This is a genomic window from Rossellomorea sp. SC111 (assembly GCF_024733565.1).
In the GTDB taxonomy this organism is placed as follows: domain Bacteria; phylum Bacillota; class Bacilli; order Bacillales; family Bacillaceae_B; genus Rossellomorea.
The window spans coordinates 283034-307363 of record NZ_JANIOC010000003.1 but is presented as its reverse complement, the minus strand read 5'-3'; the positions used below and the strand labels follow the sequence as shown (position 1 = coordinate 307363).

The following is a 24330-nucleotide window of genomic DNA, read 5'->3' as shown; positions in this document are numbered from 1 at the left end:
GAGGAAGATGGCTGCTGAAGTAGTGACAACGAACTCTGTGAAAAATTCTGTTCCATTAAAGAAAAAGGAAAAATACCTGTTAACAACCGGAAAGCGTTTATTGAGAAATAAATTAGCTGTCATGGGATTGATCATTATCACTCTACAACTATTCCTGGCTATAGCAGCACCACTTATTACGATCCACGGACCGCTTAAACAAGATCTGGCGGCAAGTGAATTGCCGTTATTTTCGGAAGGACACTGGTTGGGAACGGACAATTACGGCCGTGATATGTGGAGCAGGATCGTATATGGAGCGAGAATCTCCCTTGTTGTAGGGATCACGGCTGTAAGTCTGGGTCTGATTGGAGGGGTGACCCTTGGTCTTCTCTCGGGTTATTACCCCAGGCTGGATGGGTTCATCATGAGGATTGTGGATTTACTCTTTGCTTTTCCTGGAATTCTCCTTGCTATGCTTATCATCGCTGTTCTTGGAACGAGTCTGGTGAACGTGGCGATTGCGATTAGTATTTGGTCTATACCGACATGTGCCCGTATCGTAAGGGGATCAGTATTATCGGTGAAAAAGCAAGAGTATATTCTAGCGATGAAATCACTCGGGGCAAGCGATCTCCGCATCATGGTGAAACATATTCTGCCTAACTGCATAGCCCCCATTATTGTTTTCGCGACCATGAGAATGGCAACGGCCATTTTATCAACGGCTGCACTCAGTTATCTGGGATTAGGGGCACAACCGCCGACACCGGAATGGGGCGCAATGATTGCCCAAGGACAGAATTTCATGTGGACGTCTCCACATATGACGATTGTACCGGGAATTGCCATCATGCTGATCGTATTCGCATTTAATGTGGTCGGAGACGGTTTAAGAGATGCACTTGATCCAAACATGAATATAAATCAATGAAAAATAGAGGGGGAAAATAAGATGAAGAAGTGGCTTATTGCATTGGTAGGACTATTGGTAGTTTTTACGACGGCATGTTCAAGCAGTTCAAGTGGAAGTGGTGACAAAAATAGCGGAGAAGTCTCTCAGGAGTTAACGTATGCAACAACCTCTGATGTTGTGGGACTTTCGCCAATATTAACAAACGACTCGGTTTCCTCCAACGTCATTGAACAGGTCTATGAAACTCTCTTTACAAGGAATCCAGAGACAATGGAAATGGAGCCGCTGTTGGCTGAATCATATGATACACCAGACGATAAAACATGGGTTATTAAACTAAAAGAAAATATTAAATTCCATGATGGAACGGACTTTAATGCAGAAGCAGTTAAATATACATTCGATAAATTTATGGACCCTGAAACAGCTGCACCCAGAGCGTCACTATTGGAGCCCATTGAGTCAGTGAATGTTGTGGATGACTATACGGTTGAGATTAAAACCAAATATCCGTATGGACCATTATTGGCAGCATTGTCACATACAAATTCATCGATCGTCAGTCCGTCAGCAGATGAATCTCAAGATTTAATGAAAGAACCTGTCGGAACCGGCCCCTTTAAATTCGTAAGTTGGACACCGGGAGATCAGGTTGTAATCGAGAAAAATGAAGATTATTGGAAGGATGCACCAAAGTTAGAGAAAGTCGTTTTCAAAGTGGTTCCAGAAGTGACGACGGCGATTTCTATGCTCCAAACAGGGAAGGTTCAATTTATTGATGCCATTCCTACAGAACAATTGCAACGTGTGGAGTCTTTAAAGAATGTTGAGGTATCAAAGCAGGAAGGGACACCTGTTTATTATATGGGATTCAATATGGAAAAAGAGCCAATGAACGACCCCGAGTTTCGCCAGGCGGTTGCCTATGCACTCGATCGTGAAGCTTACGTGAAAAAGTTGAATGGACTTGGCATCGAAGGGAACAGTGTCATCGGTCCAAAGGTATTCGGATATGATGAATCAGCAAACGAAGCAGGGTATCAACATGATTTGGAAAAAGCGAAAGAACTGGTGAAAAAGAATAACTTCGGAGATAAAGAGCTTACGATATTGGTAGCAAATCGTGATAATTATATGCTGATGGCAGAGATTGCTCAATCTCAGCTCCAGGAGGCCGGATTAAAAGTATCCATTGAGACGATGGAATGGGGAACGTTCTTAGATACAGCCCGTGATGGGAAATATGATATGACGTTCCTTGGCTGGTCTAATACAACGTCAGATGGAAGTGAACTATTGTATCCAAACTTTCATTCAGATAATGTAGGTTCGTCCAACCGAGTCCGATACAGTAATCCTGAATTCGATAAACTCGTAAATGAATCGAGAGAAAATGTTGATCAAAATGTACGTGCTGAGAAACTGGATGAGGCGAATAAATTACTCGTGAAGGATGCACCGGTCATCGTCATGAATCATGGAGTGGTAACGGCAGCAACGGATCAATCTGTAAAAGGTCTTACATTAGATCCGACTGGTCAATGGTCGTTATACAACGTTTACAGAGAGTAGGGGTAAAGATGACAAAAGATCTATTATCTGTAAAGAACCTGGTCACAGCTTTTCGAACAGCAGATGGTGAAGTGTCTGCTGTTCGGGGGGTATCATTTTCGATTAAAAAAGGGGAGACACTCTGTGTTGTAGGGGAGTCTGGTTGCGGAAAAAGCATTACCTCACTTTCCGTAATGGGCCTCCTGCCAAGCAACGGGTTCATTAAGGAAGGGAGCATTGAATTTAAGGATCGACATTTAAACAGATTGTCTTCAGAAGAATTAAGAAAAGTACGGGGAAAGGATATATCAATGATTTTCCAGGAGCCGATGACGGCGCTTAACCCCGTATTGACAATCGGATACCAATTGAGAGAACCACTCAAATTACATCATAAGTTAAATAAATCAAAGGCTCATATACAGGGCATTGAATTGTTGAAACAAGTAGGGATTCCTTATCCTGAAAAAAGAATGAAACAATATCCCCATGAGCTAAGCGGGGGAATGAGACAGAGAGTCATGATTGCCATTTCACTCGCTTGTCACCCTCAGTTACTCATAGCGGATGAACCTACTACTGCGCTGGACGTTACCATTCAAGCTCAGATTCTGGATTTGATACAGGATTTGAAAGATAAGCTTGGCATGGGCGTCATGATGATTACCCATGATATGGGGGTAGTCGCAGAAGTTGCGGATCGGGTGATGGTCATGTATGCAGGGGAAAAAGTAGAGGAGGGTTCAGTAGAATCCATCTTTGAAAACCCGCAGCACCCCTATACAAAGGGATTACTGAATTCTGTACCCAATTTGGATGACCCCGACTTTGAACTTGAGGCGATTCCTGGTTCACTGCCAAATATTAATGAAGAAATCAATGGGTGTCGCTTTCATCCCAGATGTCCTTATGCGATGGAAAAGTGTGCCGCCCAAGTTCCGAATGATGTTGATTTGCCGGGAGACCACAAAGTGAAATGCTGGCTACAGGAGGTAGACGAAGGTGCCGACAACCGTCAAAAAATCGTCCATACTTAAGTTAGAAAGTTTAAAAAAATACTACCCGATCAAAGGTGGATTACTTAAAAGAGTTCAAGGCCATGTAAAAGCAGTAGAAGATGTCAGTTTAGAAATGTATGAGGGTGAAAGTTTAGGTGTAGTCGGAGAATCAGGCTGTGGAAAGTCTACTCTGGGCCGAGCAGTTCTGGGATTGGAACCTGTGACGGAGGGGAAGGTGATCTTTCGCGAACAGGAACTTCAGCATTTATCTGAACGTAACCGGATGCCCTTCAAGAGGCAAATGCAAATGATTTTTCAGGACCCATATGCTTCCCTCAATCCAAGGCAGCGTATAGGGGATGCTCTTGAAGAAGTGTTTATCATGCATACGAAGTTGTCCAGCAAGAGTCGAAAAGAGAAGGTAACCGAGTTGCTTAAAGAAGTCGGGTTGAAAGAAGAGCATTATGACCGTTATCCACACGAATTCAGTGGGGGACAACGCCAAAGGATAGGAATCGCCCGGGCCATAGCATTGAATCCCTCTGTTGTTATTTGTGATGAAGCCGTTTCTGCACTGGATGTGTCTGTGCAGGCGCAAGTTCTGAAATTATTAAAGACTCTCCAGTCAAAATACGGGTTAACCTATTTATTCATCTCTCATGATCTCGGGGTGGTGCGTTATTTCTGTGATCGGGTAATGGTGATGTACTTAGGCAACACAGCTGAATTGGCATCTGCCAAACAGCTTTACGAAAACCCATTGCACCCTTATACTAAAGCACTATTGTCAGCCATCCCCCGTCCATCGATTGAGAGGAATCGGAAGAGGATCCGGTTGGTAGGGGAAATTCCAAATCCGGCAAATCCTCCTTCGGGATGTACATTCCATACACGCTGTCCGATTGCTACAGAGGTATGCAAGCAAAAGAAGCCGGTTTGGCGTGATATGGGAGATCAACATTATGTAGCGTGTCATCATGTGGAAAAAGGAAGTGAACTATTATGAAGATGGATCATTTATATCAACCGTATTCTTCAATACGCAATACCGTTTTTGCGAAAAAAGGGATGGTGGCTACTTCACAGCCGCTTGCATCTCAAGCTGGATTGGAGATCTTACAAAAGGGCGGAAATGCGATTGATGCTGCGATTGCGACTGCGGCAGCACTGACAGTAGTTGAACCTACATCCAATGGAATCGGCGGCGATGCCTTTGCCCTGGTTTGGGTAAAAGGGGAACTACATGGTTTGAATGCAAGCGGACCTTCTCCAAAAAGTATTTCCATTGAAGATGTTAAAAGGAAAGGACATGAAGGGATGCCTGTGCATGGAGCTGTCCCTATAACTGTTCCAGGTGCCCCTTCAGCATGGGCGGAGCTGTCTGGGAAATTTGGTAAGCTTCCATTGAATGAGGTGCTGGCGCCAGCGATTCGATATGCGGAAGAAGGGTATCCAATCAGTCCTGTACTTGGCAAGTATTGGGGGTTGGCCTACAAGAAACTCCGGGAATTATTTAAAGATGATAAAAAATTCCAGCCGTGGTTTGATACATTCGCCCCCAATGAGAGGGCCCCTCATATTGGAGAGATATGGTCATCACCGGGTCATGCCCGGACTCTCAGGTTGATTGCAGAGTCAAATGGAGAGAGTTTCTATAGGGGAGAGCTCGCAGAAAAAATGTCTTCTTTTGTCGAGAGGTGTGGTGGTTACTTATCAAAGGAAGATCTTTCAGAGTATAAAGCGGAATGGGTGACCCCGATTTCAACAAACTACAAAGGCTACGATGTTTGGGAGATTCCTCCTAACGGTCAAGGACTTGTGACCTTGATGGGACTGAATATCGTGCAGGGCTTCCATTTATCAGAAAAAGACGCAGTCGAGACATATCACAAGCAAATCGAATCCATGAAGCTTGCCTTTACCGATGGGAAAGCGTTTATCACAGAAGAAAAAGAAATGCCGGTTTCTGTGGAACACTTGTTATCCGAAGGGTACGCAAGCTCGAGGCGTGAAATGATTGAGGAAGAAGCGATCATACCAAAGGAATATCAGCCCCAAAAAGGTGGAACGGTCTACCTGGCCACAGCTGATGATGAAGGGAATATGGTTTCCTTCATTCAAAGTAACTATATGGGGTTCGGGTCAGGTATTGTAATTCCGGGTACCGGTATTTCCATGCAGAACAGAGGGCATGATTTCTCACTGGACGCAGAACACCCCAATGCACTCAAACCCGGAAAGAAAACATATCATACGATCATTCCAGGATTTCTGACGAAAGGAGAAGAGGCGATAGGTCCATTCGGTGTAATGGGTGGGTATATGCAGCCTCAAGGACATTTCCAAGTAGTGATGAATACGATCGATTTCCACTTAAATCCGCAAGCTGCATTGGATGCACCAAGGTGGCAATGGGTAAAGGATAAGGAAGTACTCGTTGAACCGGATTTTCCAAATTACATTGCTCAGGCATTAGCGAGGAGGGGGCATCATATTCAAGTGGCGACAGATTCAGGGGCTTTCGGAAGGGGTCAAATCATTTGGCGAGATCCCGTTTCAGGGGTTCTGATGGGTGGTACCGAGTCGAGAACAGATGGAGCGGTTTCAGCTTGGTGATGAATAGTTATTGATTGAGTGGAAGAGGGGGTGGCATCATGAAGCAATTGCATATATTTCTTGCTTTTTTTCGAGTGGGAATGTTGGGATTCGGAGGGGGACCTTCCTCTATTCCTCTAGTACACAAAGAAGTGGTGGAGAAGTACAAATGGATGAATGATGATGACTTCTCTGATGTACTGGCATTGGGGAATGCCCTGCCGGGACCAATCGCAACCAAGATGGCGGGGTATATCGGTTTTCGGGTCGGTGGATTCCTGGGGATGATGAATGCCGTGTTAGCGACGATCATCCCCACCATTGTGCTAATGGTTTTACTCCTTACGGTTCTGAACACCTATAAAGACAAGAATTGGGTGCAAGGAATGGCAAGCGCAGTGGTTCCAGTAGTAGGTGTGATGCTTGGAGTATTAACATGGGACTTTGTAAAAAAATCTCAAAAAAATATGGGGTGGAAAGTGACCATTGTTCTGTTGGCGGGAAGTATACTATTACTTTCTGTTTTAGGAGTTCACCCGGCTATCGTGATTGGTGCATTATTGGGGTTTGCCCTACTTGCCCGAAATCCAATTAAGGAAAAGCAGGTGAAAGCATCATGATTTATATCCATATTTTCTTAGCCTTTTTCATTCCCGGGATATTGGGATATGGGGGGGGACCAGCCTCCATTCCACTTGTGGAAAATGAGGTAGTCGATCGCTACGAGTGGCTGACTGTTAACGAATTCAGTGAAGTCCTTGCGCTTGGAAATGCCCTGCCTGGACCTATAGCCACTAAAATGGCCGGTTATATAGGTTATCAGCAGGGGGGGATTCTTGGCGCAGGTATAGGAGTGTTTGCGACTGTTGCCCCGTCCTTGATATTGATGATCATGCTTCTTGGATTATTAATGAAATACAAGGATTCACCAAAGGTAAAACGGATGACAAGTTTGGTTCGGCCAACCATTGCTGTTTTGTTAGGGATCATGACGATTGGATTTTTTACGAATGCATATGAGGGGATCGGAATTGTGCAAACCGGTTTGATTGCCGTATGCAGCTATGTGCTGCTTCAGAAAATGAAAGTGAGTCCCGCTTACGTAATTGGAGGAGCATTACTTTATGGAGCATGTTTTCTAGGTGTGTAGAACGTACCGATACACACAGATATATAAGAAAGAGCCCGGACATTTGTTATACCAGGATTGTTCGGTGCTGGAGTAGGTTGATAGTATGAATAGGAAAAAGGAGCCGTCCATTTTCGACGGCTCCTTCTTTTTAATAAATCGTCAAATGACGGTTCTTTCCTTTTAATATCTGGAAGACACCATATAAAAACAATCCGACTGCGACGATTCCAAGCAACCATTGTCCGAACGGCTGCTGAGCGAGCTCCGATAATGCCCCGTCAAGTCCCTTCGTCTTATCCGGGTCCGCCGTGATGGCTGTCTGGATAAAGAAGTATCCAATCAGCAGGAAGACGATACCGCGTGAATACAGTCCAAGTTTCCCGGTTTTTCTTCCGAGTTCCCATTCTTTCTCCGTCATTTCGTGGCGTTTGAATTTGTCGGTGTATTTTTCGGTATAAGCTTTATGAATTTCATAGAGTGCGAATCCAATAATGATAAGGCCGACAATCCCGACGATCCATTGACCGAACGGCTGTGCCAATAATTTGGCTGACAGGGTCTGTTTGGAACCTGAACCGGACCCAGAGTTTTTGGCGTGCATGGCAATGGCGATGGCGTTATAGGTCAAGGAACCATAAGCAATTCCGCTGATCAGATTAGCCAGTCTTCTGAACATGGATTTTCCTCCGTTTTTTACATGTTCAGGATCTTTGATTACTTGAATGAGACGCCAAAGTACAATTCCGATCAAGCCCACTCCGAGTATCCAGAGAAGGACTTCACCGAACGGCTTGCTTGCGACAGCCGTAAAGGCACCGCTCGAGTCCGAGGTGCTTCCTCCTATCCCGAGTGCGGCCATTATGGATAATGCCCCGATGAGCATATAAACGATCCCTCTTGAAATGTAACCAATTCGTGCAAATCCCTTGATCCAGGGCTTTATATCACTAGATGAAACGGATGAACTTTCATTAGCCTCCGTTGAGGAGGTGATGGATGAAATTCTTGCCATAGACGTTTCTTCCCTTCTGATTCAATTTTCGTACGACTAATGTATGCTATTCCCTGAATAACGAAAGTACAAACCTATTTAACGAACAGTAAATGTTGGATGAATGAAGATAATTTTACCTGTTTTTTTCGGCAGGATTTTTTACAAAAAAACCTATTTACAACCTCTCTGGAGAGGAGTAATATATCTATCATCAAATGAATATTCTTTATCGCTTAATTCATTTATTGAAGCGGGGGACCCACTAGTTTCAGGGGTGAATCCTTTCTGTTGAAAGGTAGGGCCACTTCCATGACCCGAATCCGTCAGCTAACTCCGTAAGCGTATTGGGAGAGGATGATACTTGTGATCTGGAATAGATGACCACAGGCTTAGTTCCTGGTGGTCTTTTTGCGTTTTTTAATGTGGGAGTAAAGTCATGAACAGGTAGTAATTGGTTAAGCTATAAAAAAGGTTTTGGAGGATTTCATCATGAAAAAGCAGTTTGCCGTTATAGGTTTAGGGAGATTTGGAGGAAATTTGGTTCAGGAACTGGCCGATCTGGATGTGGAAGTGCTGGCCATTGATATTCATCACGACGTGGTACAGAAATATATCGATATTGCGACCCATGCTGTTCAAGCGAACGCGATGGATGAGTCGGTTTTGAAATCACTTGGTTTAAGGAATTTCGATCACGTGATTGTGTCCTTCGGTGATAATATCGAAGCAAGTATTCTCACCACGCTCCTTCTCAAAGAATTAGGGGTCAAGGAAGTGTGGGTGAAAGCATCGAATTCCTATCACCAGAAGGTACTGGACCGGATAGGGGCGGATAAGGTCATTCACCCGGAGCGGGACATGGCCAGAAGGATCGCCCATCATATCACGTCTGAAAAGATCATCGATTATATCGAACTGTCAAAAGAACACAGTATCGTAGAAGTATATGCTTCAAAGAAGGTAGCGAATAAAACGTTGAATGATCTCGATGTCAGGGCCAAATTTGGCTGTAATATCATCGCCATCCATCGAGGGGAAGAAGTCATTGTCTCCCCTTCTGCCGATGAAGTGGTGGAAATAGAGGATCTTCTGATCGTTATCGGTCATAACCGGGACATTAACCGATTTGAAAAAGAAGGTGTATAAGAATGAAGAAAAAGGTCATCCGGTTAAGTCCGCCGCAACTTCTTGTTGTGACCTTTCTATTTTTTATCATACTGGGAATGGGGCTCTTAAAGCTTCCGTTTGCCACCACTGATCAGATCTCCTGGCTCGACGCATTGTTCACGACGACTTCCGCGATGACGGTGACGGGTCTTGCGGTGGTGGATACGGGTGGGGCTTTCACTCTGTTCGGAGAAGTGGTCGTCATGAGCCTGATCCAGATCGGGGGGCTCGGGATCATGTCCTTCGCGGTCTTGATCTTCATGATGCTCGGTAAGAAGATCGGATTCAAAGAACGATTGCTCCTGCAGCAGGCGTTGAACCAAACATCTGTAGGCGGCGTCATCAAGCTGGTGAAATATTTATTTATATTCTCTTTTATCGTAGAAGGTTTTGCCGTCCTGTTATTAGCGACGGAATGGGTACCGGAGTTCGGATGGAAAAAGGGCTTGTACGTCAGTGTCTTTCATTCGATATCTGCGTTTAACAATGCCGGTTTTTCCCTGTTTTCCGACAGTCTGATGGGATATGTGGGAAGTCCGATCATCAATCTGACGATATCGTTCCTATTTATACTGGGAGGGATCGGGTTCACGGTGCTGGTGGATCTGTGGAGATCAAAGACGATCCGTCAACTATCCCTCCATACAAAGATCATGGTTATTGGAACCTTCCTCATCAATGTCATCGCCTTCATGATGATATTCGTCCTGGAATTCAATAACCCGAACACCCTGGCTCAGATGCCGCTTCCGGATAAGATATTTGCTTCCTACTTTCAAGCTGTCACCCCCCGTACAGCGGGATTCAACTCACTTGATTACGGAAGTATGGAGCGCTCCACGCTGTTATTTACCATCTTGCTGATGTTCATCGGAGCTGGCAGTGCTTCCACAGGTGGCGGGATCAAGCTGACAACTTTTGTTGTCATTTCATTGAGCATGATCGCCTTTTTAAAAGAGAAAAAAGATATCCGTATCTTCAGGCGCACGATTGATCAAGCGCATATTTTCAAAGCGTTGGCCTTGTCGATGATCAGTGTCCTACTCGTTTTCACCGCTCTTTTTTTCTTGGAAATGACAGAGCACGATGTGTCGTTCCTGTCCCTTGTGTTTGAAGTGGTGTCTGCCTTCGGTACGGTAGGATTGTCCATGGGGATAACGGGATCCCTTTCCGTGTTAGGGAAATGGGTCATCATCATTGTGATGTTCACAGGGAAACTCGGGCCACTTACACTGGCGTTTTCCCTGTCTCGTCCTGACAAAGAGAAGATTCGTTATCCTAAAGAAGACATTTTAACAGGATAATAAGAATAATATCGGCTTTTCCGCTTCGCCTTTCATGGATGAAGCGGGAAAGTCGATTTTTTTATGAAACCAGCAAGAATCCATCCATGACCACGCATGAGGCTAAAAACAATCTTATTAAGCGTTTTCATCATCGGTTACTGATATTGACGAAAGTCTTGCCCGGGATTATACTGTTGAAAAATTCTGAACTTTTGGTGGTGCTGTTGTTGAAGCGTGTGTATAATTTTTCTGCTGGTCCTGCTGTGTTGCCTGAGCCGGTGTTGAAGAAGGTTCAAGATGAGTTATTGAATTATCGGGAAACGGGTATGTCTGTTATGGAATTGAGTCATCGGTCTGCCCCTTTTCAAAATATAATAGAAGAAGCACAAGGGTTGCTCCGGGATCTTCTTTCTATCCCTGATGATTATCAGGTTATCTTCATGCAGGGGGGAGCTTCCCTGCAATTCTCCATGATCCCCCTTAATCTGCTGGGTGAAGGTCAGGAAGCGACCTATATCCAAACAGGCAGTTGGTCTAAGAAAGCCATAAAAGAAGCGGGGAAGGCGGGAAAGGTACGGACGTTGTCTCCCTCAGAACCATTTGAGATCCCGGACTATGAACCAGAGGACTTTTCACCAGAAGCGAGCTATGTACATATCACATCCAATAATACGATCGAGGGAACCCGGTTCCATGAGTATCCCGATACGGGAGGCATTCCCCTCGTGGCCGACATGTCATCTCATATCCTGTCTGAGAAAATAGACGTTTCCTCTTTCGGGCTCATTTATGCAGGTGCCCAGAAGAATCTGGGCCCATCCGGTGTGACCGTGGCCATCATTCACGACAGTCTGATCGGGAAGGCACCTGGGAATTGTCCGACCATGTTGAACTACGAAACGTATGTGAAGCATGAATCCCTCTTCAATACGCCGCCGACCTTTTCCATCTACGTCCTGAAACTCGTACTGGAATGGGTGAAGGAGAACGGCGGAGTGGAAGGGATCCAGGCCCATAATGAGAGGAAAGCCGCTCTTCTTTACGACTGTATTGATGAATCATCGTTATTTCACAACCCTGTACCCGAGAAAAATCGTTCCTTGATGAACATTCCTTTTTCAACGGGCAGTGAAGAACTGGACGCCGAATTTTTAAAGGGAGCCAAAGCGGAAGGGTTCGAATTTTTAAAAGGTCACCGTTCCGTAGGAGGTATGAGGGCAAGTCTTTACAACGCCATGCCACTTGAAGGAGTGGAATCGCTGGTCGATTTCATGAGAAAATTTGAATCTGATCGAGGAGGATGTTGAGAATGATTTCAATTAATACGTACAACGCCATCAGTCAAAGCGGATTATCACTGATCGAGGATGACCTGAACTATCATCTGAATGGGAACGGGGATCCGGATGGGATCCTCGTCAGATCGAAGAACCTTCATGACTACGATTTCCCGGTATCCGTCAAGGCGATCGCCCGTGCAGGAGCCGGTGTTAATAATATCCCCATCGATCTCTGTACGGAAAAGGGGATTGTCGTCTTCAATACACCCGGTGCCAATGCCAATGCCGTCAAGGAGCTTGTCCTTGCCAATCTGATTGCTGCCTCCCGTAACCTGTATTCTGCCGTCGGCTGGACAAACTCGTTAAAAGAAACAGAAGAAGATGTCCCGGGTGTGGTGGAAGCGAAGAAAAAGGAATTCGTAGGAAGTGAAATCAAAGGGAAGAAGCTTGGGGTCGTCGGCTTGGGGGCGATCGGTGTCCTCGTTGCCAACGATGCCCTTGCCCTCGGGATGGATGTAGTTGCCTACGATCCCTTTATCTCCGTCGATGCTGCATGGCGTTTATCGCAGGATGTGAAGCGCGCCCATCATATTGAAGAAGTGTGGGCAGAGTGTGATTTTGTCACGCTGCATATCCCTTTGACAGACAAAACGGCAAGCTTTGTAAGTAAAGAGGCATTTGGGAAAATGAAAAAAGGGATGACGATCCTGAACTTTTCAAGGGGTGAACTGGTGGAAGAAGACGCCATGGCCGGTGCACTGGAATCAGGAGTCGTCCGGAAATATGTGACGGACTTCCCGAATCAAAGGGTCCTCTCCATGGAAAATGTCGTGCCGGTACCTCATCTTGGTGCTTCCACCGTCGAATCGGAAGAAAACTGTGCCATCATGGCCACCAAACAGCTGAAAACCTATCTTGAAACTGGGAATATCAAGCATGCGGTCAACCTCCCGGACGTCGAGCTTCCTTACAGCGGGAAGATGAGAGTGACGGTCATGCACCAGAACATCCCGAACATGGTGGGACAAATTGCCACGGTCCTCTCAGGTTATGCTGTCAACATCGCCGATATGATTAATCGCAGTAAGAGCACGTGGGCCTACACCATGATCGACCTTGACCAGAAATTAAAGGAAGATGAACAGGCTGAAGTGAAACAAAAAATGAAAAACATCACCGGCGTCGTATCCGTACGCCTCATATAAAGTGACAAACACTCCCTTATCTGATGAGGGGGTGTTTTTATCACCCCTTGCTATCCTGAAAAAATGTGGACAGGCAATCCGCACGTATCATTCCTCCGTAAAATACCATATTAGTAAGAGAAGTAGAAAAGGATAAGCCACCAATCGTTGCATCGGCCGACTCTCCTTGATACTATTTTCATAAAGTAAAGATAATCAGTGAGAGGAGAATACCATGGGAATTCATCATTATTTTAAAAGCTTATCAGATCTTGAGACACTTATCCGCTGTCCGGGTCGATTCAAATACCACGAACATAATGTGGCCAGCCACTCCTTTAAAGTAACGAAAATCGCCCAGTTTCTCGGGACGGTGGAGGAACAGAACGGGAAAGAGCTGGATTGGAAAGCCCTCTACGAAAAGGCATTGAACCATGACTACGCAGAATTGTTCACCGGTGATATCAAAACACCTGTGAAATATGCTTCAGGAAAACTACGGGAGCTCTTCAGCCAGGTGGAGGATCAGATGGTGAATAAATTCATCACAACGGAGTTTCCCCCACAATTCCAGGAAGTGTACCGGGAACGTTTTAAAGAAGGAAAGGACGAGACGCTGGAAGGGAGGATTTTATCCGTCGCAGATAAAATCGATCTTCTATACGAATCCTTTGGAGAAATCCAAAAAGGGAATCCTGAACCGTTATTTATTGAAATTTATCAGGAGGCACTGACGACGATCGTAAAATATAAAGACATGGAATGCGTCCGATACTTTCTCGAATACATCCTTCCTGATATGCTGTCGGAGAAATTCATCCCCCATCATGAGCTGAAAGAACGGACACAGAAACTGATCCGGGATGCTGAAGAGTAAGAACCCCCTTTCCAGATAGGGGAAACTTCGGTAGAATATGTGTTATTCCCTTATTTACAAGGAGAGTTGAACGTGTCGAAAATTATTTTAGGCTTATTTTTACCGGGATTGCTTGTCGTTCTGTTCACAAGGGTGACATATAATCATTATGTCGGTTTGATTCTGACCGTTGCTCTCATAGCGGCTTCAGTGTCAAAGGGATATACGGATTCATGGTTGCTCATAGTCATAGACGCCGCATCGCTCACCGCCGGATTCTGGTATAGTGACCGGATGATGAAAAAAGCGAAGAGAAGTGCATAGGCACGACGAAAAACAAGGCCATCCTTTGGGACGGCCTTGTTTTTTTATCGCTTATGGTGGTGCTTATGTTTGGGATTCTCCACAACATCCACATCTTCAGCTCTTACAAAGGCAAGACGGTGATTGAGGTGAATCAGGTAAAATTCGTCGTCTCCCCAGACGATCTTGTGGGTCGTCTCCGGATTGTACGTATAAACGGGAGCGCTGTAATAGCTTCCTTTCACTTTCTCGGTTGCGACATATTTCTGCCCCGGGGTGAGAGTATATTGAAGCACATCCATCCCTCTTACCGGAATGCCTTCAGGAAATGCTTCAGCTTCGGGATAAGCCAAACCGTAAACAGGGATGCCCGTTTTTCCTTCTTTCGGGGTGATGACGATCCCAGAACCTTTTGTGGTGTTTTTTCCTTTTGGATTATAGAACCATGCTTTTTGGGCCCCGTACCAGATCGCTGTCCAGTCTCCTTGATCTTCTGCCTTATAAAACGTTTGACCTGTCACTGCTTTATTTCCCCAATTCGACGCATCTAAAGGATGGGCATTCGGAAGTGCCGTGTCTTTGATAAGGGGAGCGTCAAAGCTTGGAGAACTATACAGGTAGACGAAGTTTGCCGATTGCTTTGGTACAGGCTCACCCGTCGGTGTCTGAAGATCCGGCATGTTCTTGTCAAAGTTTGGATTGATCTGAACGACGTCTTTTTGCTTCTTCCCTGACTCAAGGGGTGCCCCCAAAATCTTCATATAATGTGCCCAATCCCAGAATGGGCCCGGATCCCAGTGCATGGTGGACTGTCTGGCTGCGGATGTACCCGGCACTTCATCATGGGCGATGATATGATCGCGGTCCAATGGGATATTGTACTCCCTGGATAGATGCTTTACTAGACGTGCGGAGGCATGATACAGCTGCTCGTTGTACCAGTCTGCCCCTTCAATGGCGATTCCTTCATGTTCGATCCCGATACTCTTGGAATTGAAATACCAGTTACCCGCATGCCATGCTACATCTTTATTGTCGATCATTTGAGTGATATCGCCATCTGAAGAGCGGATCACATAGTGGGCGGAAGCCTGGGTCGTTTCCCTCTGAAACACAGTTTTGGTTAGATCATAGCTGATTTCCGTATCGTGGAGGACGATGTATTTGATTTCCTGGTTATCATATGGACGGTTGGCTTTGTCGTAGTTACCGTAAGACCACTCATAGAATGTCCCGTCATGATTGATTTTTTTGTATGCTGCCGGGACGAAATGGCAGGCAAGACCTTTCGGACAATCGGCCTTGTTTTCTCCGCCGTCTGATTTTAAGTGTAATGGATTGATGGTTTCTTTATCGGGAGTGATTTGTTTTGGAGCGAGATGGATGGAAGAGCCATCTTCTGTCTGTTTCACCGCTCCATTGTTGATCGTTTCATATACCCGATCGGCAAAATCCCTTGCTCCTGTCTCATCGGAAGAACCACTGTATTTAGCAACGGCCCCATACCAATCGTCAAGGCCAGTCGGAGTTTTACCGACTGTCTGATTCGCATACTTTGCAAGTAATGCCGCAGCTCCCCGGATGTTTTGTTTTTTATCTTTCTTTAAATCTTCAGATGGGAGGGAGAGCAAGTCCGCCGCAGCTGTTAGTGTGTGAAAGTTAGGATCTGAAAGAGACACTTCTGCTTGCTTTCCTTCTGTTACAACCCCCTGCATGGGAACGTCTTCTTTTCCTGATAGAAACATATGAAGCGGATTGACCGATGTGTCAGGGTCTTCCAAATCATCAACATTGACATCTGTCAGATGCATCAATCCGTAGCCGCCGGAAGCGCTTGGCTTTCCTTCATGATGCTCCCATAACGACATGTTATAACCCACTGAAAGGAGTATTTCAACGGGTACGTCAAATTCTTGAGCGGCTTGTCGGAAGGCTTTTTGCAATTCGGATGAATCCACCGTGGCAGCACGTGCAATTTTTTGAGAAGAAAGTGATGGAGACAAGGGTGTCATGGCGGAACCTAGTAAGAACCCCGTTAAACTGAGACTACCTGCGACTTTCAACCATTTTGATTTTTTCATACATTCCTCCTGTGCTTATGTATTTTAGCTGAATCTATTAAAAAGCTTATAGAAAAATAGACTGAATAGTCAATCAATTATTGGATATATGCCTAGATGAATAATTCATGAAGAAGGGAATGTGGGGAGGGAATGATTGAATTGTGGATAAAGAGTGAATTATGTGAATAACAGTGGATTTTCGAAGGTTATTCACAGTTTGAAATCGAATACACAGGATTTGTTCACAAGAAATTTGACGAAATGTGCATAAGTTTAAGCATTTTCCACAAGAAAACCCGACTTATGCACATAGTTATACACAGGGTGTGCATAGAAATGTTCGAATGCTGTCGAAAAAAGAAGATGAAACCTCATGGCTCTGTCGAATGTAAAATCCTTGACATCTCCTTTCTCAAAATGGAAAGTTATCCACAATGTTGAAAAAGATCGTTTTGAGGTCCGTCCCTCAAAAAGAAAAACGAACTTTTGTTCGCTTATTATTGGTTAATAAGAGAGGAAATGTGGTAGAATGTGTATAAATGAATGTGCAGTGTTTAAGATGGGTATAAGTAGGTAAATACAAGGTAGCAGTCCTTTATTATAGGAGGTTTCACGGTGAAAGATCAATTCGAGCTCAAATCAAAATATAAACCAGAGGGGGACCAGCCCCTTGCCATAGAAAAGCTGGTACAAGGTATAAATGAAGGGAAACGGCATCAAACCTTACTTGGGGCAACTGGGACAGGGAAGACCTTCACTGTCTCCAATGTGATCAAGCAGGTTGAAAAGCCGACTCTCATCATCGCCCATAATAAAACGTTGGCGGGACAGCTCTACAGTGAGTTCAAAGAGTTTTTCCCTGATAACGCCGTTGAATATTTTGTCAGTTACTATGATTACTATCAGCCGGAAGCATATGTTCCGCAAACCGATACCTTCATTGAAAAGGATGCCAGCATCAATGATGAAATCGATAAATTAAGACACTCTGCCACATCTTCCCTGTTTGAACGGAAAGATGTCATCATCATTGCCAGCGTGTCCTGTATTTACGGTTTAGGTAATCCGGAAGAGTATCGTGAGCTCGTCCTTTCCCTCAGAACAGGGATGGAAATTGAACGGAACCAATTGCTCCGTAAGCTTGTGGATATCCAATATGAACGAAATGATATCGACTTTCAGCGCGGGACTTTCCGTGTGCGCGGAGACGTGGTGGAGATTTTCCCTGCTTCCCGTGATGAACACTGTATGCGTGTAGAATTTTTCGGGGATGAAATTGACCGGATACGTGAAGTGGATGCCCTCACCGGCGAAATCATGGGTGACCGTGACCATATCGCGATCTTCCCTGCTTCCCACTTCGTAACCCGAGAAGAGAAATTGCAGGTTGCCATCAAGAATATTGAAAAAGAACTGGAAGAACAGCTGGCGATCATGAAGGAAGAGAACAAGCTGCTCGAAGCTCAGAGGCTGGAACAGCGAACCCGGTATGACCTGGAAATGATGAGGGAGATGGGTTTCTGCTCAGGGATCGAGAACTATTCCCGCCACCTGACATTACGCCCATCGGGGTCGACTCCATATACGCTTATGGACTATTTCCCGGATGACTTCCTGATCGTAGTGGACGAGTCCCATGTGACGCTGCCTCAGATCAGGGGGATGTTCAACGGGGACCAGGCCCGTAAAAAAGTGCTTGTGGATCATGGATTCCGTCTGCCTTCAGCCATGGACAATCGGCCCCTCCGCTTTGAAGAGTTCGAGAAGAAAACCAAGCAGCTTCTCTATGTTTCGGCAACGCCGGGACCATATGAATTGGAGCATACTCCTGAGATGGTCGAGCAGATCATCCGGCCGACGGGACTTCTTGACCCGGTCATCGAGGTGCGACCGATTGAAGGTCAAATAGATGACCTTCTGGGTGAAATAAATGAACGGATCGAGAAAAACGAGCGGGTTCTCGTTACCACGTTAACGAAAAAAATGTCAGAAGATCTTTCTGCCTATTTGAAGGAAATCGGGATCAAAGTCCAGTACCTTCACTCTGAAATCAAGACGTTGGAACGTATCGAAATCATCCGGGATCTGCGCTTGGGCAAATATGACGTGTTAGTCGGAATCAACTTACTCCGGGAAGGTCTGGATATACCTGAAGTGTCACTTGTCACCATATTGGATGCTGACAAAGAAGGCTTCCTGCGTTCGGAACGCTCCCTGATCCAGACGATCGGCCGTGCCGCCCGTAACAGTAACGGAAGAGTCATTATGTACGCAGACAAAATCACTGACTCCATGAGAAAGGCACTCGATGAAACCGACCGTCGCCGGACGATACAACAAGAATACAACGAAAAGCACGGCGTGACCCCGACGACCATACAAAAAGAAATCAGGGATGTCATCAGGGCGACTCATGCCGCTGAAGAAGCAGGGGTTTATGAAGGAGAGCAGACAAAGGTTTCAAATATGTCTAAACCGGAGCGACAAAAACTTATTGCTAGCCTGGAAGTGGAAATGAAGGACGCGGCCAAGGCACTGGACTTCGAACGTGCCGCGCAGCTTCGTGATACCATTCTTGAGCTCAAGGCGGAAGGATGAACGAATTATGGCGCAGGATCAAATAATCGTACAAGGAGCTAGGGCTCATAATTTAAAAAATATAGATATCAATATCCCACGGGATAAACTGGTCGTATTGACCGGACTATCGGGTTCGGGGAAATCTTCCCTGGCCTTTGATACCATTTATGCAGAGGGACAGAGACGATATGTTGAATCCCTTTCTGCTTATGCCCGTCAATTTCTCGGTCAGATGGATAAGCCCGATGTCGACGCCATCGAAGGGTTATCACCGGCAATTTCCATCGATCAAAAAACGACGAGCCGCAATCCCCGTTCAACAGTTGGAACTGTAACAGAGATTTATGATTATCTTCGTCTGTTGTTTGCGAGGGTCGGAAAACCGATCTGTCCCAATCACGGGATCGAAATCACCTCCCAGACGATTGAACAGATGGTGGACAGGGTCCTTGAGTATCCTGAAAGAACGAAGCTGCAAGTACTTGCACCCGTCGTTTCGGGCAGAAAAGGCACCCATGTCAAGACACTGGAAGACATCAAGAAGCAGGGGTTCGTACGTGTCCGCATCAATGGCGAAGTACAGGACCTTGGTGAAGAAATCTCTTTGGAGAAAAATAAGAAGCACTCCATCGAAGTCATCATCGACCGGATCGTTGTGAAGGAAGGAGTGGCAGCGCGCCTCTCCGACTCCCTTGAAACGGCACTGAGACTGGCGGATGGTCAGGTGATCATCGATGTCATCGGGAAAGATGAGCTTCTATTCAGTGAACATCATGCTTGTCCATACTGTGGATTCTCCATCACGGAACTTGAACCAAGGATGTTTTCCTTCAATAGTCCGTTCGGGGCATGCCCGAGTTGTGACGGACTGGGGACCAAGCTTGAGGTGGATAAAGAACTCGTCATCCCGAATTGGGACCGCACCCTCGATGAGCATGCGATCGCCCCGTGGGAACCGACAAGTTCTCAATATTATCCTTCCCTGCTGAAAGCAGTATGTGACCATTATGAGATTCCCGTGGATATCCCCGTGAAGGACATCCCGAAACATCAAATGGATAAGGTCCTTTACGGATCCGGTAAAGATGAAATCTACTTCCGCTACGAGAACGATTTCGGCCAGGTCCGGGAAAACTATCTTCGCTTTGAAGGGGTCATTCCCAATGTGGAGCGTCGCTACCGTGAAACGAGCTCGGATTATATCAGGGAGCAGATGGAAAAGTACATGGCGCAGCAGGACTGTCCTGCCTGTAACGGTCATCGCTTGAAAGAAGAGAGCCTCGCTGTGAAAGTGGATTCCCTTCATATTGGCGAAGTGACGGCTTTTTCGATTGAAGAAGCAGAGCAGTTCTTCCATAAACTTGAACTATCTGAAAAAGATATGAAGATTGCCAACCTGATACTCAGGGAAATTCGTGAACGACTTGGTTTCCTTATGAATGTAGGTCTTGAATACCTGACACTCAGCCGTGCGGCAGGGACGCTTTCGGGAGGGGAGGCCCAGCGGATTCGCCTGGCCACTCAAATAGGTTCCCGTCTGACCGGGGTACTTTATATCCTGGATGAACCGTCCATCGGCTTGCACCAGCGGGATAATGATAGACTGATTGATACGTTAAAGAATATGCGTGAAATCGGTAATACGTTGATCGTTGTGGAGCATGATGAAGACACCATGATGGCTGCGGATCATCTGATTGATATCGGGCCGGGAGCGGGGGTCCATGGTGGAGAAGTCATTTCAGCAGGGACACCACAGGAAGTAATGGACGATCCTAACTCATTAACCGGTCAATATTTGTCCGGGAAGAAGTTCATCCCCCTTCCACAGGAAAGACGCAAGCCTGACGGGCGTTACCTTGAAATTGTGGGTGCGAAGGCAAATAACTTGAACAACGTCAAAGTTAAGCTGCCTTTAGGGATCTTCTCAGCTGTGACCGGGGTATCGGGATCAGGGAAGAGTACATTGATCAATGAAATCCTCCACAAGTCACTTGCTCAAAAGCTTCATAATGCGAAATCAAAGCCTGGTGAGCATAAAGAAGTGAAGGGAATAGAACATCTGGATAAAGTCATTGATATCGATCAATCACCGATCGGACGTACACCGAGATCCAATCCGGCTACGTACACCGGCGTATTCGACGATATCCGCGATGTATTTGCCACCACCAACGAAGCAAAAGTTCGTGGTTATAAAAAGGGACGTTTCAGCTTTAACGTCAAGGGTGGCCGCTGTGAAGCGTGTCGCGGAGACGGGATCATCAAGATTGAAATGCATTTCCTGCCGGATGTATACGTACCGTGTGAGGTTTGCCATGGAAAACGATACAACCGTGAAACCCTTGAAGTGAAATATAAAGATAAAAATATCTCCGACGTCCTTGAGATGACCGTCGAAGATGCAGTGAAATTCTTTGAAAATATCCCTAAGATCAAACGTAAACTGCAGACCATCTTTGATGTGGGCCTTGGCTACATCACATTGGGGCAGCCGGCCACTACATTATCCGGTGGGGAAGCCCAGCGTGTGAAACTGGCGTCCGAATTGCATCGCCGTTCGACAGGCCGCTCTCTCTACATCCTCGATGAACCAACGACAGGACTTCATGTCGATGACATCGCCCGTCTCCTAGTCGTCCTTCAACGACTCGTTGAAAACGGGGACACCGTCCTTGTCATCGAGCACAATCTCGATGTCATCAAAGCAGCCGACTACCTGGTGGACCTTGGACCGGAAGGCGGGGACAAAGGCGGTAAAATCGTCGCAACCGGCACCCCTGAAAAAGTGGCAGAAGTAAAAGGTTCCTACACAGGGAAATACCTGAAACCCGTCCTGGAACGCGATCGAGAACGCATGAAAAAGAAAATCCGCGAAAAAGAAGAAGTTACTAATTAAACATAAAGGGAGATGCATTGTGCATCTCTCTTTTTTCGAAGAATGAATAAGGCAGTGAGTTTTAACTTCATCATTACTATTTTAGTAAGAAGGGGGAGAGTGTGTAAGAGCACTCTTGTTAAATGGTGACTTATGACTGAGTTTCAGGTTAAAAGAACATGCTTGGCAAGTTGATTGAAGCGGAAGGTGCTCGACTCCTGCGGGAAACGCTGGACAGGTGAGACCCCGCAGGCGAAGCCGAGGAGGCTCACCGCCAGCCCCGCGGAAAGCGAGCACCTGCAGCGGAAATCAACTACCACTCACTTCATTAAGAGTATCTGGGCATGATTCATCCTGAAATAGAAAAACACCTCTCCATACCTACCCAAACTCAGCCTCCAGATGGAGTCTAGGCACACTTCCCATATGAGAAAATAAGATTATAACAAATGCATTGAAACTTTTTGCCCAGCGTATCGTAAATAATAGTAGAGGAGATGATGAAGATGGAGACCAATAAGGTACTGTCAGCTCTATGCTATTTTAGTATATTTTTTGCCGGCTTCCTTTTTCCCTTGATCGTCTATTTCGTATCAGACAATCCACACGTGAAAAAGGACGCCAAATCAGCGTTTTTATCACACTTGTTACCGGTCATAGCGGTTCCCCTGGTGTTCGCAGGTTTGGTTATGGATATGGGGGTTTTCGCAAGTGGTGCAGGATTGCCGGTCTTTACTGTCATCATGATCGGTTTAGCTATATTACTTAGTGTTGTCGTGGTCATTTGGAATGTGTATAAGGGCATCAAAGTACTTTTATAATCAATAAAGGGGATGAAAGAGTATGAATGAAGAACGTAAACGCATTTTGGATATGTTGGAAAATGGAACGATTTCTGCACAGGAAGCTGTGGCATTACTGGAAGCACTTGATGAAAAGCCGCATACATCAAAGCCAAAAAAAGAGAAGGATTTCCTTGATGAATTTGTATCCATCTTCCAAGATGATAAAAAGGAAGAAAAAGAGCACACGTCTCATGCAGGTAATCCGAAAGATAAGCTTATGGATTTCATGAATTCAGCACTGCACAAAATCAAAAATTTCGACTTCGACTTTCAATGGAATCAATCGGTGGAATTGTCCCATGTGTACCAGCAGCCGAATACAGACTTTGAAAAAATTGACATCGATGTCGCTAACGGAAAAGTGGAGCTTATTCCGTGGGATGGCGAAGAAGTCCGGGTGGAATGTGAAGCCAAGGTGTATCGTACGGAAGATTATGAAGAAGCGAGAAAGCAGTTTATGGAGAATACGTCCTTTGCCGTTGACGGGGATACGCTCTATTACTCCACGCAACTAAAATGGATGAAGGTTGACTCTAAGTTATATATCCCTAAACACCAGTATAAAAGGATTTCTGTCCGTTTATTCAATGGTGGGTTAAAAGCGGGGAATTTAGATGTGCAAGACCTCCGTGCCAAGGCTGCCAATGGGAAAATCCAGATCGACCGTCTGACTTCTAAGAAAGCGGAAGTCGAAACGTCTAACGGTGCGATCTCCATTCTGACCGCTAAAGCGGATCATGTGGAGGCAGAATCCATTAATGGCAAGGTGCACGTTGAAGGAGATATCTCCTCTTTGGATGTTCAATCCCTGAATGGGAATATCGTATGTGCTCTGACCGGGGAGAAATCAGATACAGTACACGCGAAAACAGTGACGGGCAATATTGATTTGTTTGTTCCTGAAAACATCAATATATCCGGGGAAGCCAAATCAAATTTCGGTAGTTTCAAGGTGGAACTTCAGGGTATTGATGTATTAGAGGAAAAAAATGAAGTGGTGCAGAAATCGATCCGATTCAGCCGTAAGACTGACTCAGCCGATAAGCTTCATCTTTTTGCGGAAACAAAAGCAGGATCTGTCCTCATAAAAAAACATGAACAGAAGAATGTTAATAAGGACAACGCATAAGATGAGAAAGAGGGAATAACGATGAAAAAACGATTAGCACGATCAAGGTCTGACCGTAAGCTTGCCGGGGTGATTGGAGGATTGTCCCGTTATGCAGGGATTGATTCAACGATTCTCAGGGTGATCTTCATCATCCTGCTCATTCCAACGGGATTTTTCCCACTGGCTGTCGTATATGGTTTATTGGCCTTCGTGCTGCCACATGAGGAGGAAGCCATCAGATAATGAGATGGATTATTGGAATTTTAATCAATGCAGTGATCTTTATTGCATTAGCCGGCTTTTTTGACGGGTTCGAAGTGTCGGGGATCGGGGCTGCAATTGGAGCGAGCTTTATCCTGTCGATTCTGAATGTGCTCGTGAAACCCATTTTGATCATCCTGACATTGCCGGTCACGATTTTATCATTGGGACTTTTCTTATTCGTCATCAACGCCATCACGTTATTACTGACGGATGGACTGATGGGAAGCAGTTTTGAACTTTCGGGTTTCGGCATGGCCATTCTGGCATCGATCATTTTGTCACTTGCCAATTTGGTCATCCAAAAAGCGGTTCTCGACCCGATGAAAGAGAAATAATACAGAAGGACTC

General features: G+C 45.6%; 21 protein-coding genes and 1 riboswitch. Of the genes, 19 read left to right on the top strand and 2 right to left on the bottom strand.

Translation table 11 applies throughout. From position 1 onward, the window contains the following. Positions 1-7: 7 nt before the first annotated feature. The 7 genes from NQ095_RS05485 to NQ095_RS05455 are packed head-to-tail and all read left to right on the top strand — an operon-like array spanning position 8 to position 7189. Entirely contained in the window at positions 8-913 is a 906-nt protein-coding gene (locus tag NQ095_RS05485; protein WP_258262455.1) for an ABC transporter permease, read from the top strand. A gap of 21 nt (positions 914-934) precedes the next feature. Continuing rightward, complete coding sequence (locus tag NQ095_RS05480) at positions 935-2467, top strand: glutathione ABC transporter substrate-binding protein (RefSeq protein WP_258262454.1); 1533 nt, start codon at positions 935-937, stop codon at positions 2465-2467. Positions 2468-2475: 8 nt separating this feature from the next. Continuing rightward, a complete protein-coding gene (locus NQ095_RS05475; RefSeq protein ID WP_258262453.1) occupies positions 2476-3483 on the top strand; it encodes an ABC transporter ATP-binding protein in 1008 nt (335 codons plus the stop codon). Continuing rightward, complete coding sequence (locus tag NQ095_RS05470) at positions 3449-4450, top strand: ABC transporter ATP-binding protein (protein ID WP_258262452.1); 1002 nt, start codon at positions 3449-3451, stop codon at positions 4448-4450. Before NQ095_RS05475 ends, NQ095_RS05470 begins: the two co-directional genes overlap by 35 nt. Beyond that, entirely contained in the window at positions 4447-6060 is a 1614-nt protein-coding gene (locus NQ095_RS05465; RefSeq protein WP_258262451.1) for a gamma-glutamyltransferase family protein, read from the top strand. Before NQ095_RS05470 ends, NQ095_RS05465 begins: the two co-directional genes overlap by 4 nt. 38 nt (positions 6061-6098) lie before the next feature. Next, a complete protein-coding gene (locus tag NQ095_RS05460; RefSeq protein ID WP_258262449.1) occupies positions 6099-6659 on the top strand; it encodes a chromate transporter in 561 nt (186 codons plus the stop codon). Further along, on the top strand, positions 6656-7189 hold the full coding sequence (locus tag NQ095_RS05455; RefSeq protein WP_258262448.1) for a chromate transporter: 534 nt from the start codon (positions 6656-6658) through the stop codon (positions 7187-7189). The genes NQ095_RS05460 and NQ095_RS05455 overlap by 4 nt, the downstream gene beginning before the upstream one ends. Before the next feature lie 130 nt (positions 7190-7319). On the opposite strand, the gene NQ095_RS05450 is transcribed toward NQ095_RS05455, so the two are convergent. Next, entirely contained in the window at positions 7320-8183 is an 864-nt protein-coding gene (locus NQ095_RS05450; RefSeq protein ID WP_258262447.1) for a DUF1206 domain-containing protein, read from the bottom strand. 202 nt (positions 8184-8385) lie between these two features. Continuing rightward, positions 8386-8523: riboswitch (cyclic di-AMP (ydaO/yuaA leader) on the top strand. Between the two features lie 131 nt (positions 8524-8654). Between NQ095_RS05450 and NQ095_RS05445 the strand changes: the two genes are divergently transcribed. The 6 genes from NQ095_RS05445 to NQ095_RS05420 all read left to right on the top strand — a co-directional run bounded on the left by NQ095_RS05445 (position 8655) and on the right by NQ095_RS05420 (position 14262). After that, positions 8655-9311 carry a potassium channel family protein gene (locus NQ095_RS05445; protein ID WP_201716027.1) on the top strand — a complete coding sequence of 219 codons (657 nt, stop codon included), beginning with the start codon at positions 8655-8657 and terminating at the stop codon, positions 9309-9311. A gap of 2 nt (positions 9312-9313) precedes the next feature. Next, on the top strand, positions 9314-10636 hold the full coding sequence (locus NQ095_RS05440; protein WP_258262446.1) for a TrkH family potassium uptake protein: 1323 nt from the start codon (positions 9314-9316) through the stop codon (positions 10634-10636). Positions 10637-10845: 209 nt separating this feature from the next. Beyond that, positions 10846-11925, top strand: coding sequence for a 3-phosphoserine/phosphohydroxythreonine transaminase (gene serC, locus NQ095_RS05435; protein ID WP_258262502.1), 1080 nt, complete (start codon positions 10846-10848; stop codon positions 11923-11925). 2 nt (positions 11926-11927) lie between these two features. Beyond that, positions 11928-13103 (top strand): phosphoglycerate dehydrogenase, encoded by a 1176-nt coding sequence (locus NQ095_RS05430; RefSeq protein ID WP_258262445.1) that lies wholly within the window; start codon positions 11928-11930, stop codon positions 13101-13103. Positions 13104-13317: 214 nt separating this feature from the next. Then, positions 13318-13959 (top strand): HD domain-containing protein, encoded by a 642-nt coding sequence (locus NQ095_RS05425; protein WP_258262444.1) that lies wholly within the window; start codon positions 13318-13320, stop codon positions 13957-13959. 72 nt (positions 13960-14031) lie between these two features. Then, positions 14032-14262, top strand: a complete 231-nt coding sequence (locus tag NQ095_RS05420) for a CsbA family protein (protein ID WP_034764322.1) — start codon at positions 14032-14034, stop codon at positions 14260-14262. Positions 14263-14306: 44 nt separating this feature from the next. Here NQ095_RS05420 and NQ095_RS05415 read toward each other — a convergent pair whose 3' ends face one another. Beyond that, positions 14307-16322, bottom strand: a complete 2016-nt coding sequence (locus tag NQ095_RS05415) for an N-acetylmuramoyl-L-alanine amidase (protein ID WP_258262443.1) — start codon at positions 16320-16322, stop codon at positions 14307-14309. A 597-nt stretch (positions 16323-16919) separates the two neighbouring features. Between NQ095_RS05415 and uvrB the strand changes: the two genes are divergently transcribed. The 6 genes from uvrB (at position 16920) to NQ095_RS05385 (ending at position 24317) form a co-directional block, all read left to right on the top strand. Then, positions 16920-18902: an excinuclease ABC subunit UvrB gene (gene uvrB, locus NQ095_RS05410; protein WP_258262442.1), complete on the top strand. Its 1983-nt coding sequence runs from the start codon at positions 16920-16922 to the stop codon at positions 18900-18902. 7 nt (positions 18903-18909) lie between these two features. Beyond that, entirely contained in the window at positions 18910-21783 is a 2874-nt protein-coding gene (gene uvrA / locus NQ095_RS05405; RefSeq protein WP_258262441.1) for an excinuclease ABC subunit UvrA, read from the top strand. A gap of 485 nt (positions 21784-22268) precedes the next feature. Beyond that, complete coding sequence (locus NQ095_RS05400) at positions 22269-22583, top strand: magnetosome magnetite crystal formation protein family (protein ID WP_034764310.1); 315 nt, start codon at positions 22269-22271, stop codon at positions 22581-22583. A gap of 22 nt (positions 22584-22605) precedes the next feature. Next, positions 22606-23736 carry a DUF4097 family beta strand repeat-containing protein gene (locus NQ095_RS05395; protein WP_258262440.1) on the top strand — a complete coding sequence of 377 codons (1131 nt, stop codon included), beginning with the start codon at positions 22606-22608 and terminating at the stop codon, positions 23734-23736. Between the two features lie 21 nt (positions 23737-23757). Continuing rightward, positions 23758-23961 carry a PspC domain-containing protein gene (locus tag NQ095_RS05390; protein ID WP_258262439.1) on the top strand — a complete coding sequence of 68 codons (204 nt, stop codon included), beginning with the start codon at positions 23758-23760 and terminating at the stop codon, positions 23959-23961. Next, positions 23961-24317 carry a phage holin family protein gene (locus tag NQ095_RS05385; protein WP_258262438.1) on the top strand — a complete coding sequence of 119 codons (357 nt, stop codon included), beginning with the start codon at positions 23961-23963 and terminating at the stop codon, positions 24315-24317. The genes NQ095_RS05390 and NQ095_RS05385 overlap by 1 nt, the downstream gene beginning before the upstream one ends. Positions 24318-24330 lie beyond the last annotated feature (13 nt).